This window comes from Bacillus sp. FSL K6-2944, from assembly GCF_038005385.1.
GTDB classification, from domain to species: Bacteria; Bacillota; Bacilli; order Bacillales; family Bacillaceae_G; genus Bacillus_A; species Bacillus_A cereus.
This window is the reverse complement of sequence record NZ_JBBOTE010000001.1, coordinates 3196477-3211662: the sequence shown is the minus strand read 5'-3', so window position 1 is coordinate 3211662 and position 15186 is coordinate 3196477. Positions and strand designations below refer to the sequence as shown.

Below are 15186 nucleotides of genomic sequence, written 5' to 3'. Positions count from 1 at the left end.
GTAAAAATCGGATTTGTATAGGAAAAAATCCCCACTAATTAAATTTTCAATTTATAATAAAAAGGGGAGTGGTTTTTAGAAGAATTTTTTATGGGGAGAAAACGAACATGTATAAAATATTAATTGTAGAAGATGATGAGAAAATCGCGGGAATATTAGAAGAGCATTTAGAAAGATATGGCTATCAATCATTCAGAGCAAGTGATTTACGTCAAATAAAAGATGAGTTTGTAAAAGTGAATCCTCATCTCGTGTTACTTGATATTAATTTACCGTACTTTGACGGTTTTTATTGGTGTCGTCAAATTCGTACTGTATCGAATGCACCAATTATTTTTGTTTCTGCAAGAACAGGAGAAATGGACCAAGTAATGGCGATTGAAAATGGCGGCGATGATTATATTACGAAGCCATTCCATTTAGATATCGTAATGGCAAAGGTGAAGAGTGCACTTCGCCGTGGTTACGGAGAGTATGCTTCTGCTGCTGAGAGTGATTGTTTAGGTGTAAATGGACTGTTGTTATTCCCGTCTCAGCATATTGTTGAGTGGCAAGGACAACAAACTGAACTGACAAAAAATGAGTTTTACTTATTAGAGTGTTTAATGAAACAGGTGAATCAATATGTAACGCGCGAAGAACTGTTAGAAGCTCTATGGGATGAAGTAGCATTTGTGGATGATAATACATTAACCGTAAATGTAAAACGTGTAAGGAAGAAACTAGAGGAGTTAGGCATTAAAAATGCAATTGTAACGAAACGTGGATATGGTTATGCGCTTCTTACGGAGTGGGGCGAAGGGCATGAAGGTTAAAATTTACCTCATGGACCGCTTTTCTTTAATTCTTTCTTATATTGTTAGCCTTTGTTTATTTGGGCTCGTTTTACAGTTGCAAAGTCTTTTAGAAAAGCGATCCATTGATTGGAGTACATGGTTATATGGACTTTTATTAGGAACAGTTGTGTTTACTGTATACCTTATTTACGATTACCGAAAACGGAGTGTGTTTTTAAAGAGGATCGAAAAGTATGTTACTGGTGGAAATACATTACATGACTCTTTACTTATTGATGAATCTTATACATCAGAGCAAGAAATGGTCGTTGAATCTTTTACGTTATTAAGACAGCAATATATGAATGAAGTTCATAAACAGCATGCGAAAGAGCAACAGCAAATGATATTTATGAACCAATGGATTCACCAAATGAAAACACCAGTATCTGTTATTGAATTATTGCTGCAAAAGTTTGGCAAAGAGCATCGTGAGGCAAGAGCAACAGTTGAAAGTATTCGTGAAGAAAATAACCGTATACTAAATGGTTTAGATTTAGCGTTACATATGGCAAGACTAGAGCAGTTTGCGAAAGATTATAAGGTAGAAGTAGTAAATGTTATAGATGTCGTGCGAGGTATTATTAATGAAAATCGGAAATCCTTCATTCAATCGTCTGTATTTCCGAAAGTGATGTTTGAAGAAGATACTTGTATGGTTGCCTCTGATAGAAAATGGCTAAGTATTGCTATAGGTCAAATTGTTGTAAACGCAATTAAGTATACAAAAATTTCAGCGGCAGAGAAAAAAGAAATTCAATTTCAAATTGAAGAGAAAGACCAAAAGGTGTTATTACATATTAAGGACAATGGAATCGGTATTCCAGAGCAAGATGTAAAGCGTATATTTGATCCATTCTTTACGGGGATAAATGGCCGTAAAACGAGAGAAGCGACTGGAATGGGTTTATATATTACGAAGGAAATTTGCGATAATTTACATCACGGTATTTATGTGCAATCGGCTAAAGGAGAAGGGACAACATTCACGTTCCAATTTGCAAAAGATGAAGAATATCATACATTAATGAGAAAAATGACAAAACTGTAAGATAACAAAACGTTTTGTAAGGGAAATCACTCGTTTCTTTTTCTTATTTTTCTTATAGTAAATGTAAGAAGAAAACACATAGGGGGATTAGAAATGAGTGTTCTTGAAGTAAAAGGATTAACGAAGGTGTACCAATCAAAAGGTTCAGTAGCGACGACTGCTTTAAACGATATAAATTTTAAAATAGAAGAAGGCGAATTTGTAGGGATTATGGGTCCTTCAGGAAGCGGGAAAACAACGCTTTTAAATTTATTAGCAACAATTGATAAGCAAACTTCAGGTCATGTGCTTGTAAATGGAGAAGAAATTAATCAAATGCGTGCTGCAAAATTAGCGGAGTTTCGCCGTACACATTTAGGATTCATCTTCCAAGATTTTAATTTACTTGATACGTTATCCATTAAAGAAAATATTATTTTACCACTTGTAATGGCGAAGAAATCTGTAAATGAAATCGATGCGAAAGTACTGGAAATTGCGAAGTTTTTAAACATCGAAGAAATTTTAAATAAAAAAGTATACGAAGTATCTGGGGGACAACAACAACGTGCAGCAGCAGCGAGAGCAATCATTCATGAACCGACGTTAATTTTAGCAGATGAGCCAACTGGAAACTTAGACTCGAAGTCAGCGAAATCGCTAATGGGCGCTCTGCAAGATTTACACGAGCAAAAGAAAGTAACGATTGCAATGGTTACGCACGATCCAGTAGCGGCTAGTTATTGTGAACGTATCCTTTTCATACGCGATGGGGAATTTTTCTCGGAAATACATAAAGGAAGAACGAAACAAGCCTTTTTCCAAGAAATTCTGGACGTACTTGCGATGCTAGGAGGAGAATATCATGAACTTTCGCCAGCTCGCGCTTAATAACGTAAAAGGAAATTGGCGTAACTATAAAGCGTTTCTTATAAGTAGTTGTTTATCGATTGTCGTATTTTTCATGTATGCTTCTTTTATTTATCATCCAGATGTCGTAAGCGGTAATATTAGTATGAGAAAGATGATCACAAAAGGATTAGAATCGATGAATTATATTGTGGTCATCTTCTCGGCACTCTTTATTTTATATGCAAATTCAACGTTTTTACGAGCAAGAAAAAAAGAGTTTGGTCTACTAACATTAATAGGCGGAACGAAATCGCAGCTCGGCCGAATGATTATATTAGAGCAACTGATGTTAGGTAGTATTGCAATTGTAATTGGTATTGGGGTTGGAATGCTTTGTTCAAAATTATTTTTCCAAGCGTTAAGCGTATTATTGAAAATAGATAAGACACTTCCACTTGTTTGGAATAGTAAAGCAGTTCTTATTACAGCTGGCGTATACTTTATCCTATTTTTAATCCTATCATTGTTTAGCGTTTGGACGGTAGGACGCTTGCAAATTATTGATTTATTAAGAGAAGCTAGAAAGCAAAAAGTAGAGCCGTTTGCATTTACATGGTTATGTGTAGTTGGTATAGGATGTATTATTGTTGCATATGTACTTAGCTTCCAAGTAACGTTTCTGAATTTCCTCATCCTCTTTTTACCGGTGGTAGGACTGACAATTGGCGGAACGTATTTATTATTTACACAAGGTAGTACAGTTGTATTAAAAGCATTACAAAAAAGAAAGCAATCTTTCTATACGTATCCAAATATGTTTGTTCTTAGCAATCTTATTTATAAAATGAAAGATAATGCTCGTTTTCTATTTGTAATTTCTATTATTACGGCGGTAGTATCTTCAGCAGTAGGTACACTGTACGTATATTTTGAAAATATGAGTGCGAAAACGGTAGAACTTACACCACATGCTATTTCATATGAGGAAAAGGGGTTAAATACGCATAATCTTATTAATGAAGAAAAGGTACAGGAGCTTGTGAAGAGACACGGGTTTGAAGATGCGCGAAAAGTAACCTACGTTAAACTACCGGCAACACAGAAAATAACGTTGTTTAATAGTGAACATGAAGTACCGATGACGATTATTTCAGAAAAAGAATATAATGCAGAAGTGCGCAAACAAAAGAGAGAGCAACCTACAGAAGTTCATAATGCACCAGGTAGTGCAACGATGGTTATGGTTGATATGTCAAATGAACTGATGAAGATAGATCGTACGAAACCGTATGAATTTACAATTAACGGGCAAAAGCAGTCTGTTCAATTAAATAATCCAACGCAGTATTCTGTTTTTAATGATAGTGAATATCTTATTGTAAATGATCAAGATTTTGAGAAATATGCAAAACTCGTACCAGATGAAGAAAAGACGAAATATTACGGTTATTATATCGAGGATTGGAAAAATACAGAAAATCTTGTATTAGATTTGAAAAATGAAATTGCACCAGAAAAGCAAGGAGAATTGAGAAATTCAGTGTTTGCGTATAAGGATATAAGAGAAGGTGGAGCAATTACAATGTTCATCGGTTTCTTCGTAGCGGTACTGTTCTTCTTCTTCGCTTGTAGTATGACATACTTTAAATGGTTTAACGATAAAGAACAAGATCGTATTCAATTTAAATCGTTAAAGAGAATCGGTATGACAGATAAAGAAATTCGCAAAATTGCGATTCGACAAATGGGAGTTATCTTCTTTATCCCAATTTTAATCGGTTCCATTCATAGTGGAGTTGCTCTTCATACGTTAGGGAAAATGCTTTATATTGATTTATGGAAATCAGGTGCGCTTGTAATTGGAGCATACATTTTAGCTTCTGCCATTTACTTTATGATCGCGCAAAGAGGATATTTAAAACACGTAAAAAGCTAGGGGAACCTCTAGCTTTTTGCCTATGTAGTAAGTTACAGGAGGACGATAGATGAACATTTGGCAACTAGCGCTGCAAAATATAAAAGGAAATTGGCGTAATTATAAAGTGTTTTTCTTAAGTAGTTGTTTTGCAATATTTGCTTCTTACGCATATATGTCTGTCATTGTGCATCCGTATATGCAAGAGACGATGTGGTATCAAAACGTACGTTGGGGACTTATCATATGTAATGTTATAATCATTTCTTTTTTCGTCATATTTATTTTGTACTCTACTTCTATTTTCATAGAAGCACGTAAGAAAGAATTAGGGTTATATATGTTAATGGGAGCAACGAAATCTAACGTAATAGGAATGATTATGACCGAACAAATTTTAATCGGGGTCTTCGCGAATATTTTCGGTATTGTGCTCGGTATGATATTTTTAAAACTCTTTTTTATGGTATTTAGTATGTTACTGGGGCTTCCGAAAGAACTCCCTGTGATATTTGACGTAAGGGCGATTGGTGTAACATTTATTACATATATGGTCGTTTTTATTTTGTTATCTTTTATAAGTGCTTTACGTATATGGAATATAAAAATCATTCGGTTATTGAAAGAATTTCGAACAGATAAAAAAGAGAAGAAAACATCAAAGTGGCTTTGTTTATTCGGTTTTGCTTGTTTAGTGGGCGGGTATGCGTTGGCGCTACAAGTGACGATGACTACGATAGCAATATACTTTTTCCCTGTGTCTATACTTGTCTTTTTTGGAACGTACTTTTCTTTTACACATGGAGCTACCCAAGTGTTAGAAATGATAAAGCGAAATAAAAAGATTATGTATACATATCCGTATTTATTTATAGTGAATCAATTGTCACATCGAATGAAGGAAAATGGTCGCTTTTTCTTTCTGATGTCTATGGCAACGACGTTTGTAGTTACAGCAACAGGTACGGTGTTCTTATATTTTTCTAGCATGCAAGATATGTGGCGAACTGGAGGGGTACACTCGTTTTCGTACATAGAAAAAGGTATTTCTACTCATGAAGTCTTTGAGGAAGGTGCGGTTGAAAAATTACTGCATCAATATGAGTATGATGATTTTCAATATATGAGTTTTGTTGGAGTTTATGCATCCTTTCAGTCTAATAAGGGAGAAACAACAATAGTACCGCTTATAAAAGAAAGTGAATATAACCAAGAAGCAAGGAAACAAAGACAGAAAACGTATCGTCCTAAAAAAGGTACAGTGACACTCGTTTATTATAATAAATACAATAATTCGAATGTATATAATCAAAAAGAGATTCAATTGCAAGTAATGAATCAACCATATCAATTCGTATTTAACGGTCAGAAAGAAGGGGTTCAATTTAACCATCACCCTTCGTACATTAATGGTCTGTTCTTCGTTATGAATGATGAAGATTTTGACAGTATAGCAAATCAGGTTCCTGATTCTGAAAAAATGATATATAGAGGCTACACATTATCAAATATCGAAAAGACGAAGAAATTAAATGAAGATTTACGGAGACATATAAAACAAGATAATAATAATGCATTTCGAAGCAATATGGAGTTGTATGTAAATATGAAAGAAGGCGGCGATATTACTCTATTTGTAGGCTCATTTATTAGTATATTATTCTTTCTCACTTCATGTAGTATCGTGTATTTTAAATGGTTCCATAATATTGCATCGGACCGAAAGCAGTATGGTGCACTCTCTAAACTTGGAATGACGAAGGAAGAAGTATGGAAAATTTCTCGTTGGCAATTATGTATGCTATTTTTTGCGCCAATTATAGTAGGGAGTATGCATAGTGCAGTTGCATTATATACGTTTCATAATACGCTTTTTATGGATGGATCATTAAGAAAAGTAGGTTTGTTCATTCTGTTTTATATCGCAGCATGTATCATTTATTTCTTCTTCGCTCAAAGAGAGTATAAGAAACATTTAGACTAGCGAATGCTAGTCTTTTTTAAATATTCGAAATTTACATAGAAGAATATAAAAAAGTATGGTATAACAGTAAGAAAACGAAAAAGAGGGGAAAAGACGATGATTCGAGTAGGATATTTAGGACCAGAAGCAACATTTACAAATATGGCGGTGAGTCGTTTTTTTCCGGAAGCAGAGCATGTACCGTATCGAACGATTCCAGATTGTATAGATGCAGCTGCAAATGAAAATGTAGACTTCGCAGTTGTACCGTTAGAAAATGCAATAGAAGGTTCAGTGAATATAACGGTTGATTACCTTGTACATGAGCAGCCGCTTTCCATTGTAGGAGAAATTACAGTACCAATTCAGCAGCATTTACTTGTACATCCGCAGTATGCAGAAGTGTGGGATGAAGTATATGCAGTGCATTCTCATCCGCATGCCATTGCACAGTGCCATAAATTTTTAAATGAAGAATTAAAAGGAGTAACTGTTCGAGATATGACATCTACAAGTGCTGCTGCACAATATGTGAAAGAACATCCTGAAGAGAAAATTGCCGCTATTGCAAATGAAGCGGCTGCAGAAAAATACGGATTAACAATTGTGAGACGTAGTATTCATACGCATAAAAATAATCACACGCGTTTCTTAGTACTCCATAAGAAAAAGAAAGCAGTACTCCCGAATAACGGAGAGAACCGCGGAGAGAAAACGACGCTTATGATAACGTTACCTGCAGATTATGCAGGTGCCCTATATCAAGTGTTATCAGCTTTCGCATGGAGAAAATTAAACTTATCAAAAATCGAATCGCGTCCGATGAAAACAGGTCTTGGAAATTACTTTTTCTTAATCGATGTCGATAAAGCATACGATGACGTATTATTGCCAGGCGTAACGATGGAACTTGAAGCACTCGGTTTTTCTGTTACTGTGCTGGGGAGTTATTCTTCTTATTGGTTGTAAGATGTAGATGGAATGTTGGTGTTTGTCTAATCGTCAATATCATTTCATTGCCTAATATATTTTTTAATAGATTAATAAAATCCCACCTGCAGAAGGTGGGATTCTTTATTTTAACTTCGCAAGACGATCTTCTAATTGACCACGCCAAATATCAGCTAGTTCTGGAACAGCAAGAATCTTCTCGATGCCATCTTTATCTTTTCTATTATGAAAATAAATTTCGTTAGAGAATAAAACAGAAACATTGCTTGATGGACGTTCTAGTAATGTAATTTTTGAATCTTTACGTACAGTACCTTCTTGAAGAACGCGGCATAGGTAGCCAGTAAATCCAGTTGCTACAATACGCGGCAGTATGCCAGGGATGCCAAGGCGTTTTGAAATTGTGCTACAAGGTACGCGCGCTTGTGTCACTTGAATAATCGCTTCACCTAATTTGTATGTATCTCCGATGCAAACATCATGCTCTAACATATTTGTTACGGTAATGTTTTCACCAAATGTGGAAGCGGGAAGCGTAGTTTGAAATTCCTCTTCCCATAGTGCGTAATGCTCGTGTGGGTACACACAAACAGCGCGATCAGGTCCGCCGTGATGTTTTAAATCCGCTACGTCATCACCACGAAATCCGTCTTTTGAGAGAAAGGCCTCTTCTGTAGGATCTTTACATATACCTGTTATCATTTCTTTATCTTCGCCATATTTCATTTGTTTCGGTTTGCCAATGCTAAAGTGAACGAGTTCAATTCCCATATTTGATCTCCTTTACGATTGATTACAATATTATAGCATTAAAAAAGCACAGAGAATGATAAAAACTCTGTGCTTTACATTAATAAACGAGAAATCCTGCTTTATCTAACGCCTCACAAGCAGCATCTAATTTTTCTTTAGAATCTGCCTCGATTGTATGTAAGTGAATACCATCTGTTAGTTGTGAAAGATAGGAAGCATTTGTGTTTTCGATTTTTTGTAAATATTGCTCTACATCAAAGCGATTGCTTACCATAATGGAGGCTGTTAAGTCACCGTATACAGGATGCTCAACTTTTACGTCTTTAATCGTAACGCCATGGTCAACAAGCATTGTAAGTTCCTGACGTACTTCTGCTGGTTTATGTTGGCATACGATTACGCGTTCAAAAGTTTGTTGCTTCTCTTGTGGCTTTAAATATAAATAACCTTGAGCAGTCGCAATAATTGGTTCGTTTCGTGCTTTAAGCAAGGAAATATCTTGCACGATAACTTGTCTACTTACGTTCGTCTTTTTCGATAGTTCATTCCCCGATAACGGTTCATTTGCAGCAAGAAGCCACTGGAGGATAAGTTGTCGTCTTTCTTCACCTAAAATCTTTTTTTGTTCATTTTGTTTCATTATGATTTAACACCTCTATAAAATTGATTTCCAATTGTGTGTAGTGCATGAATAGTAGTATCAATTTGATCTTTCGTTGTTTGTTGTCCGAAAGAGAAGCGGACATATTGTTTTGCCTCTTCATACGTTTTTCCAATTGCAAGCATAGTTTTCGAAGGTTCTTGTTTACCGACTTGGCAAGCACTTCCGGTGGAAATGGCGATACCATGGCGATTACATTCTAGCATAGTATATTGACCTTCTATTCCTTTTATTGTAACCCCAACAATATGTGGTAAACAAGAAGTAGAATGACCTTCTACTTCAATTTCTAGCGGAAGTGTTTGTATTTGTTCTAAAAAGTAGGATCGTAACTCTTTAAAACGTAAACTTTCTTCCCATTGAGTTTTTAATATATTTTCAGCAGCTGTTAAAAAAGATGCGATGCCGGGAACGTTCACTGTACCTGGGCGAAATCCTTTTTCGTGAGAAGTTCCTGGAAATACTTGTTCCCAGCGAGTTTGCGGATTTATGTAGCAAGCGCCGACACCTTTTGGTCCGTATATTTTATGTGCTGAAACAGAAAGACTATCAATCCCCATCTCAAAAACATGGATAGGCAGTTTACCAAACGTTTGCACACAATCCGTATGAAATAAAACATTATATTTTTTTAAAAGTGCCCCGATTTCTGTAATGTTTTGAACGGTTCCGATTTCAGAGTTTCCATGCTGTATACTTGCTAGCACAGTATCTTCCGTAATAGCTGCCTCTAAATCTACTAAACAAATGAGTCCATTTTTATCAACAGGAATTTCAGTGATCGTATAGCCTTTTGATTTTAGAGATTGAAAATAACTTCGAATGGATGCATGTTCCATAGGTGTCGTAATAATATGCTTCTTATTTCGGGCATTTAGAAGTGATTGAATCGCAAGATAGTTCGATTCCGATCCACCGCTTGTGAAAAATACTCCTTGTTCTTTGCCTCCAATCATTTCCGCAAATGTTTTTCGGCAAACTTGTAATAAAGAAGAAGCCGTTCCTCCAATATCATGTAAACTTTGTTCATTTCCGAAGTATTGTGAAGCTGCTTTCATATATGTTTGTAACGCTTCCTCGCTCATAGGTGTAGTAGCTGCATAGTCAAGATATATCATCATGTAAGTTCCTCTCTCTAGTAAGAGTTACATTTCTTTTACTTTTAAAATGGTAGTGAAAATAAGAATTATAAAAAAACTCTTGTCATTATTTTAAAACTATGTAAATATAGGTGTCAAGACAGTTGAAAAAGTGTAAAGTAGGAGGCAACAATTATGCCAAGCGCAGATGTCTTAATTATTGGAAGTGGCGTTGCGGCACTTCGTGTTGCAAAAGAGATTTGTCACGAAAAGAATGTGATTATTATCACAAAGGAGACGAAACATAATAATAATACACATTTAGCTCAAGGTGGAATTGCCGCAGCGGTAGCTACATACGACAATCCTAATGATCATTTTGAAGATACGCTAGTAGCAGGGTGTCATTATAACAATGAAGAAGTGGTCCGTTATTTAGTCGAGGAAGGACCGAAAGAAATTAATAACCTTATTGAAAATGGAATGAAATTTGATGGAGATGAAACAGGTCCTCATCTTGGAAAAGAAGGAGCGCATCGAAAACGTCGTATTTTACATGCAGGTGGCGATGCAACAGGAAAGAATTTATTAGAGCATCTTATTCAAGAAGTAGCTCCATACGTTACGGTAGTGGAACAGGAAATGGTGCTCGATTTTATTATAGAAAAAGATAAATGTGTTGGGGCTTTAACTCGCAACAATAAAGGAGAATTGAAACGTTACAATGCAGATTATACGGTGTTAGCTTCAGGCGGTATTGGCGGTTTATACGCCTTTACTTCTAATGATGAGACGATTACAGGCGATGGACTTGCAATGGTGTACCGTGCAGGCGGAGAGCTTGTAGATTTAGAGTTTATACAATTTCATCCGACGATGTTATACGCGGGTGGGCGTTGTTCTGGTCTTGTGTCCGAAGCTGTTCGCGGAGAAGGAGCTGTCCTTATAAATGGAAAAGGGCAGCGTTTTATGATGGATATACATTCCGAACAGGATTTAGCGCCTCGTGATGTAGTCGCAAGGGCTATTCATGAACAGCTACTTGCGGGTGAAAAAGTGTACTTAAACATCGAAATGATTCAAAACTTTGAACAACGCTTTCCGACCGTGTCATCGATATGTAAAACAAATGGAGTCGATATAAATAAAAAACTTATTCCAGTCGTGCCTGGTACTCATTTTCACATGGGCGGCGTGAAAACGAACTGTGATGGAGAGACGTCTATTCCGAACTTATACGCAGTCGGTGAAGTAGCTTGTAACGGGGTTCATGGTGCAAATAGATTAGCGAGTAATTCATTATTAGAAGGTCTTGTGTTTGGAAAAAGAATCGGACGACACATTTTATCTAGAGAGACAAAAGAAAAGGTGAACATGCTAGCCGAAAAGGAAGCAAAGTTTATCGTTCTGAATCATTTACCGACGAAAGAAGAAATACAAAAATGCATGATGAAATATGTTGGGATTGTGCGAACAGAGCAAAGTTTATCTTATGCGAAGAGATGGCTTAGTAAGTATGGTGTTCGAAATATGATATTACAACATGATGTTCTTACGAATGAAGAGATAACGCTTATTAATATGTTAACGGTTTGTGAGCTTATAGTTGTGTCAGCCTTGCAAAGAGAAGAAAGTATTGGCGGGCATTACCGGAGTGATTATCCAGATAGAAATATAGGAAAGAAAGAGATTGTTCGAGTAAAGAGAAAACGACAACTTGTGTGATGAGGGGAAGAGGGGCTTTATGAACACGATAAAAGTTAAAGAAGCATTAAATCGATTTTTTTTAGAAGATATAGGGGAAAGAGATGTAACATCTCAGCTTATTTTTCCAGATAACTTGCTTTCGAAAGGAACGTTTCTTGCGAAGGATACAGGGGTCTTTGCAGGACGTTTAGTAATTGAATCAGGATTTAAATTAATTGATGAGAGAATTGAAGTAGAGCTTCATAAAAAAGATGGGGACCTTGTAGAAAAAGGCGAAATCATTGCAACTGTGCAAGGCCCAATTGCATCGTTATTAACAGCAGAGCGCGTTATATTAAATATTATTCAGCGTATGAGCGGAATAGCGACGATGACGCGTAAAGCGGTTCTTGCTTTAGATAGCAGTCATACTCGCATTTGTGATACGCGAAAAACGATGCCAGGACTACGTATGTTTGATAAGCATGCAGTCGTGTGCGGCGGTGGATTTAATCATCGCTTCGGTTTATATGATGGTGTCATGATTAAAGACAATCATATTGCGTTTGCTGGTTCTATTACAAAAGCTGTTACATCAGTGAAAGAGAAGTTAGGACATATGGTGAAAGTAGAAGTAGAAACAGAAACTGAGGAACAGGTGAGAGAGGCTGTTGCTGCTGGTGCTGATATTATTATGTTCGATAATCGTACGCCAGATGAAATCCGGGAGTTTTCAAAAATTGTACCAAGTGCTATCGTTACAGAAGCTTCAGGGGGCATCACAATTGAAGATTTACCGAAATACGGAAAAACAGGGGTAGATTATATTTCACTTGGAGCGTTAACACATTCAGTGAAAGCACTTGATATTAGTTTCAATATTGAAGGATAAGGAAAGTGGCTTAGAGGGGAGAAACGTATATGAGTATTTTAGAACAAGTACAGCCAATTGAAACGATGTTACCAGAGCGTTATTACACGATGTCAACGGAAGATATGGAAAAGCGTGTTCGTGAAATTAAAGAGAAAATGGGGAAAATGTTATTCATTCCAGGGCATCATTATCAAAAAGATGAAGTGGTACAATTTTCAGATGCAGCAGGGGATTCACTTCAGCTTGCACAAGTTGCAGCGAGCAATAAAGACGCAAAATATATTGTGTTTTGCGGGGTGCACTTTATGGCGGAAACAGCAGATATGTTAACGACAGATGATCAAGTTGTCATCTTACCAGATATGCGTGCAGGTTGTTCGATGGCGGATATGGCAGATATTGAACAAACAGAAAGAGCATGGAAAGAGCTCACGAAATTATTTGGAGATACGATGATTCCGTTAACATATGTGAACTCTACAGCTGCAATTAAAGCGTTTTGTGGTCGTAACGGAGGAGCAACAGTAACATCTTCTAATGCAAAGCAAATGGTATCTTGGGCGTTTACTCAAAAAGAACGTCTCGTCTTTTTACCAGACCAACATTTAGGGAGAAATACAGCGTACGATTTAGGTATCCCGTTAGATAAAATGGCAGTATGGGACCCACACACAGATTCATTAGAGTACGATGGGGATATAGAAGAAATTCAAGTAATTTTATGGAAAGGGCATTGTTCTGTTCATCAAAATTTTACAGTGAAGAACATTGAGAGCGTACGAAAAAATCATTCTGATATGAATATTATTGTACATCCAGAATGTTGTTATGAAGTTGTAGCTGCTTCAGATTATGCAGGCTCAACGAAATATATTATTGATATGATTGAATCAGCGCCATCTGGTAGCAAATGGGCGATTGGTACAGAAATGAATTTAGTGAACCGAATTATTCAGCAACATCCAGATAAAGAAATTGTTTCACTTAATCCATTTATGTGTCCGTGCTTAACGATGAACCGAATTGATCTGCCTCACTTATTATGGACACTTGAAACGATAGAAAGAGGAGAAGAAATTAACGTTATTAGCGTAGACAAACAAGTAACGGCAGAAGCGGTTCTTGCATTAAATCGTATGTTAGAGCGTGTGTAAAGCAACGGTATTCCTGTTGCTTTTTTTCATACATATAATCATAACGAGAACGAAATGGGCATACATTGTTTTGAAGAAATCATTGTGGTTCTTTATGCTTATTCCGCTTCGAATGATATTGAAAATCGAAGAAGTGATAAAAGTGAAAAGAAGTTAATGTTATTTAGAAAGAGTTACTTCATGAGATTTGTTACTTATAGATAAGTTATACAGGAGGGGGAAAATTTGAAAATTCATATCGTGCAAAAAGGGGATACCCTTTGGAAAATTGCGAAAAAGTACGGAGTGGATTTTGACACGTTGAAAAAAACAAATACACAACTTAGTAATCCAGATTTAATTATGCCAGGTATGAAAATTAAAGTGCCATCCAAGAGTGTTCACATGAAACAACAGGCTGGAGCAGGTTCAGCGCCTCCAAAGCAATACGTAAAAGAAGTGCAGCAAAAAGAATTTGCAGCAACACCAACTCCGCTTGGAATAGAAGATGAAGAAGAAGTTACGTATCAATCAGCACCAATTACACAGCAGCCAGCTATGCAACAAACACAAAAAGAAGTGCAAGTAAAACCGCAAAAGGAGATGCAGGTAAAGCCGCAAAAAGAAGTACAGGTGAAACCACAGAAGGAGATGCAGGTAAAGCCACAAAAAGAAGTACAGGTGAAACCGCAAAAAGAGGTGCAAAAAGAACAGCCAATTCAAAAAGAAAAACCAGTTGAAAAACCTTCTGTTATTCAAAAACCACCTGTGATAGAAAAACAAAAACCGGCGGAAAAAGAAAACACGAAGTTTTCGGTAAATGTATTACCGCAGCCGCCACAACCACCAATAAAACCGAAAAAAGAATATAAAATTTCAGATGTAATAAAAAAAGGAAGCGAGTTAATTGCTCCTCAAATTAGTAAAATGAAACCTAACAATATCATTTCTCCGCAAACGAAAAAAAACAATATAGTATCGCCGCAAGTGAAGAAAGAAAATGTAGGAAATATAGTATCGCCGCAAGTGAAGAAAGAAAATGTAGGAAATATAGTATCGCCACAAGTGAAGAAAGAAAATGTAGGAAATATAGTATCGCCGCAAGTGAAGAAAGAAAATGTAGGAAATATAGTATCGCCACAAGTGAAGAAAGAAAATGTAGGAAATATAGTGTCACCGCAAGTGAAAAAAGAAAATGTAGGGAATATAGTGTCACCGCAAGTGAAAAAAGAAAACGTAGGGAATATAGTATCGCCAAATGTATCGAAAGAAAATGTAGTTATTCCACAAGTCATACCGCCAAATATTCAAATGCCAATCATGGATAACAACCAACCACCGAATATAATGCCAATCATGGATAACAGCCAGCCACCGAATATAATGCCAATTATGGATAACAACCAGCCGCCGAATATAATGCCGAATATGATGCCGATTATGGATAACAATC

At 36.4% G+C, this 15186-nt stretch carries 12 protein-coding genes and 1 pseudogene; 10 read left to right on the top strand and 3 right to left on the bottom strand.

Annotated elements, in window-relative coordinates; all coding sequences use genetic code 11:
- Positions 1-107: 107 nt before the first annotated feature.
- The 6 genes from MHH55_RS16310 to pheA all read left to right on the top strand — a co-directional run bounded on the left by MHH55_RS16310 (position 108) and on the right by pheA (position 7565).
- A complete protein-coding gene (locus MHH55_RS16310) occupies positions 108-815 on the top strand; it encodes a response regulator transcription factor (RefSeq protein ID WP_000276723.1) in 708 nt (235 codons plus the stop codon).
- Positions 805-1887, top strand: a complete 1083-nt coding sequence (locus MHH55_RS16305) for a HAMP domain-containing histidine kinase (RefSeq protein ID WP_078186496.1) — start codon at positions 805-807, stop codon at positions 1885-1887. Before MHH55_RS16310 ends, MHH55_RS16305 begins: the two co-directional genes overlap by 11 nt.
- Positions 1888-1980: 93 nt before the next feature.
- Positions 1981-2757 (top strand): ABC transporter ATP-binding protein, encoded by a 777-nt coding sequence (locus MHH55_RS16300; RefSeq protein ID WP_000114527.1) that lies wholly within the window; start codon positions 1981-1983, stop codon positions 2755-2757.
- Complete coding sequence (locus MHH55_RS16295; RefSeq protein WP_001011413.1) at positions 2732-4654, top strand: ABC transporter permease; 1923 nt, start codon at positions 2732-2734, stop codon at positions 4652-4654. The genes MHH55_RS16300 and MHH55_RS16295 overlap by 26 nt, the downstream gene beginning before the upstream one ends.
- A gap of 49 nt (positions 4655-4703) precedes the next feature.
- Positions 4704-6617, top strand: a complete 1914-nt coding sequence (locus MHH55_RS16290; RefSeq protein WP_016123402.1) for an ABC transporter permease — start codon at positions 4704-4706, stop codon at positions 6615-6617.
- Positions 6618-6713: 96 nt separating this feature from the next.
- Positions 6714-7565 (top strand): prephenate dehydratase, encoded by an 852-nt coding sequence (pheA, locus tag MHH55_RS16285; RefSeq protein WP_000621701.1) that lies wholly within the window; start codon positions 6714-6716, stop codon positions 7563-7565.
- 105 nt (positions 7566-7670) lie between these two features.
- On the opposite strand, the gene MHH55_RS16280 is transcribed toward pheA, so the two are convergent.
- From MHH55_RS16280 to MHH55_RS16270, 3 genes are all read right to left on the bottom strand, one after another.
- Positions 7671-8318 (bottom strand): MOSC domain-containing protein, encoded by a 648-nt coding sequence (locus MHH55_RS16280; RefSeq protein ID WP_078186497.1) that lies wholly within the window; start codon positions 8316-8318, stop codon positions 7671-7673.
- 79 nt (positions 8319-8397) lie between these two features.
- Positions 8398-8940, bottom strand: a complete 543-nt coding sequence (locus MHH55_RS16275; protein WP_000812275.1) for a transcription repressor NadR — start codon at positions 8938-8940, stop codon at positions 8398-8400.
- Positions 8940-10082 carry an IscS subfamily cysteine desulfurase gene (locus MHH55_RS16270; protein WP_000973777.1) on the bottom strand — a complete coding sequence of 381 codons (1143 nt, stop codon included), beginning with the start codon at positions 10080-10082 and terminating at the stop codon, positions 8940-8942. Before MHH55_RS16270 ends, MHH55_RS16275 begins: the two co-directional genes overlap by 1 nt.
- Positions 10083-10235: 153 nt before the next feature.
- Between MHH55_RS16270 and nadB the strand changes: the two genes are divergently transcribed.
- The 4 genes and pseudogenes from nadB to safA all read left to right on the top strand — a co-directional run.
- Entirely contained in the window at positions 10236-11765 is a 1530-nt protein-coding gene (nadB, locus tag MHH55_RS16265) for an L-aspartate oxidase (RefSeq protein ID WP_001138522.1), read from the top strand.
- Between the two features lie 19 nt (positions 11766-11784).
- Positions 11785-12618 (top strand): carboxylating nicotinate-nucleotide diphosphorylase, encoded by an 834-nt coding sequence (gene nadC / locus MHH55_RS16260; protein WP_069358209.1) that lies wholly within the window; start codon positions 11785-11787, stop codon positions 12616-12618.
- Between the two features lie 29 nt (positions 12619-12647).
- The gene (gene nadA, locus MHH55_RS16255) at positions 12648-13754 is read left to right on the top strand and encodes a quinolinate synthase NadA (RefSeq protein WP_000025339.1); all 1107 of its coding nucleotides are present in this window, start codon (positions 12648-12650) and stop codon (positions 13752-13754) included.
- A 225-nt stretch (positions 13755-13979) separates the two neighbouring features.
- Positions 13980-14136, top strand: a pseudogene (gene safA / locus MHH55_RS36415) (SafA/ExsA family spore coat assembly protein); the annotation flags it as partial.
- Between the last annotated feature and the right edge of the window lie 1050 nt (positions 14137-15186).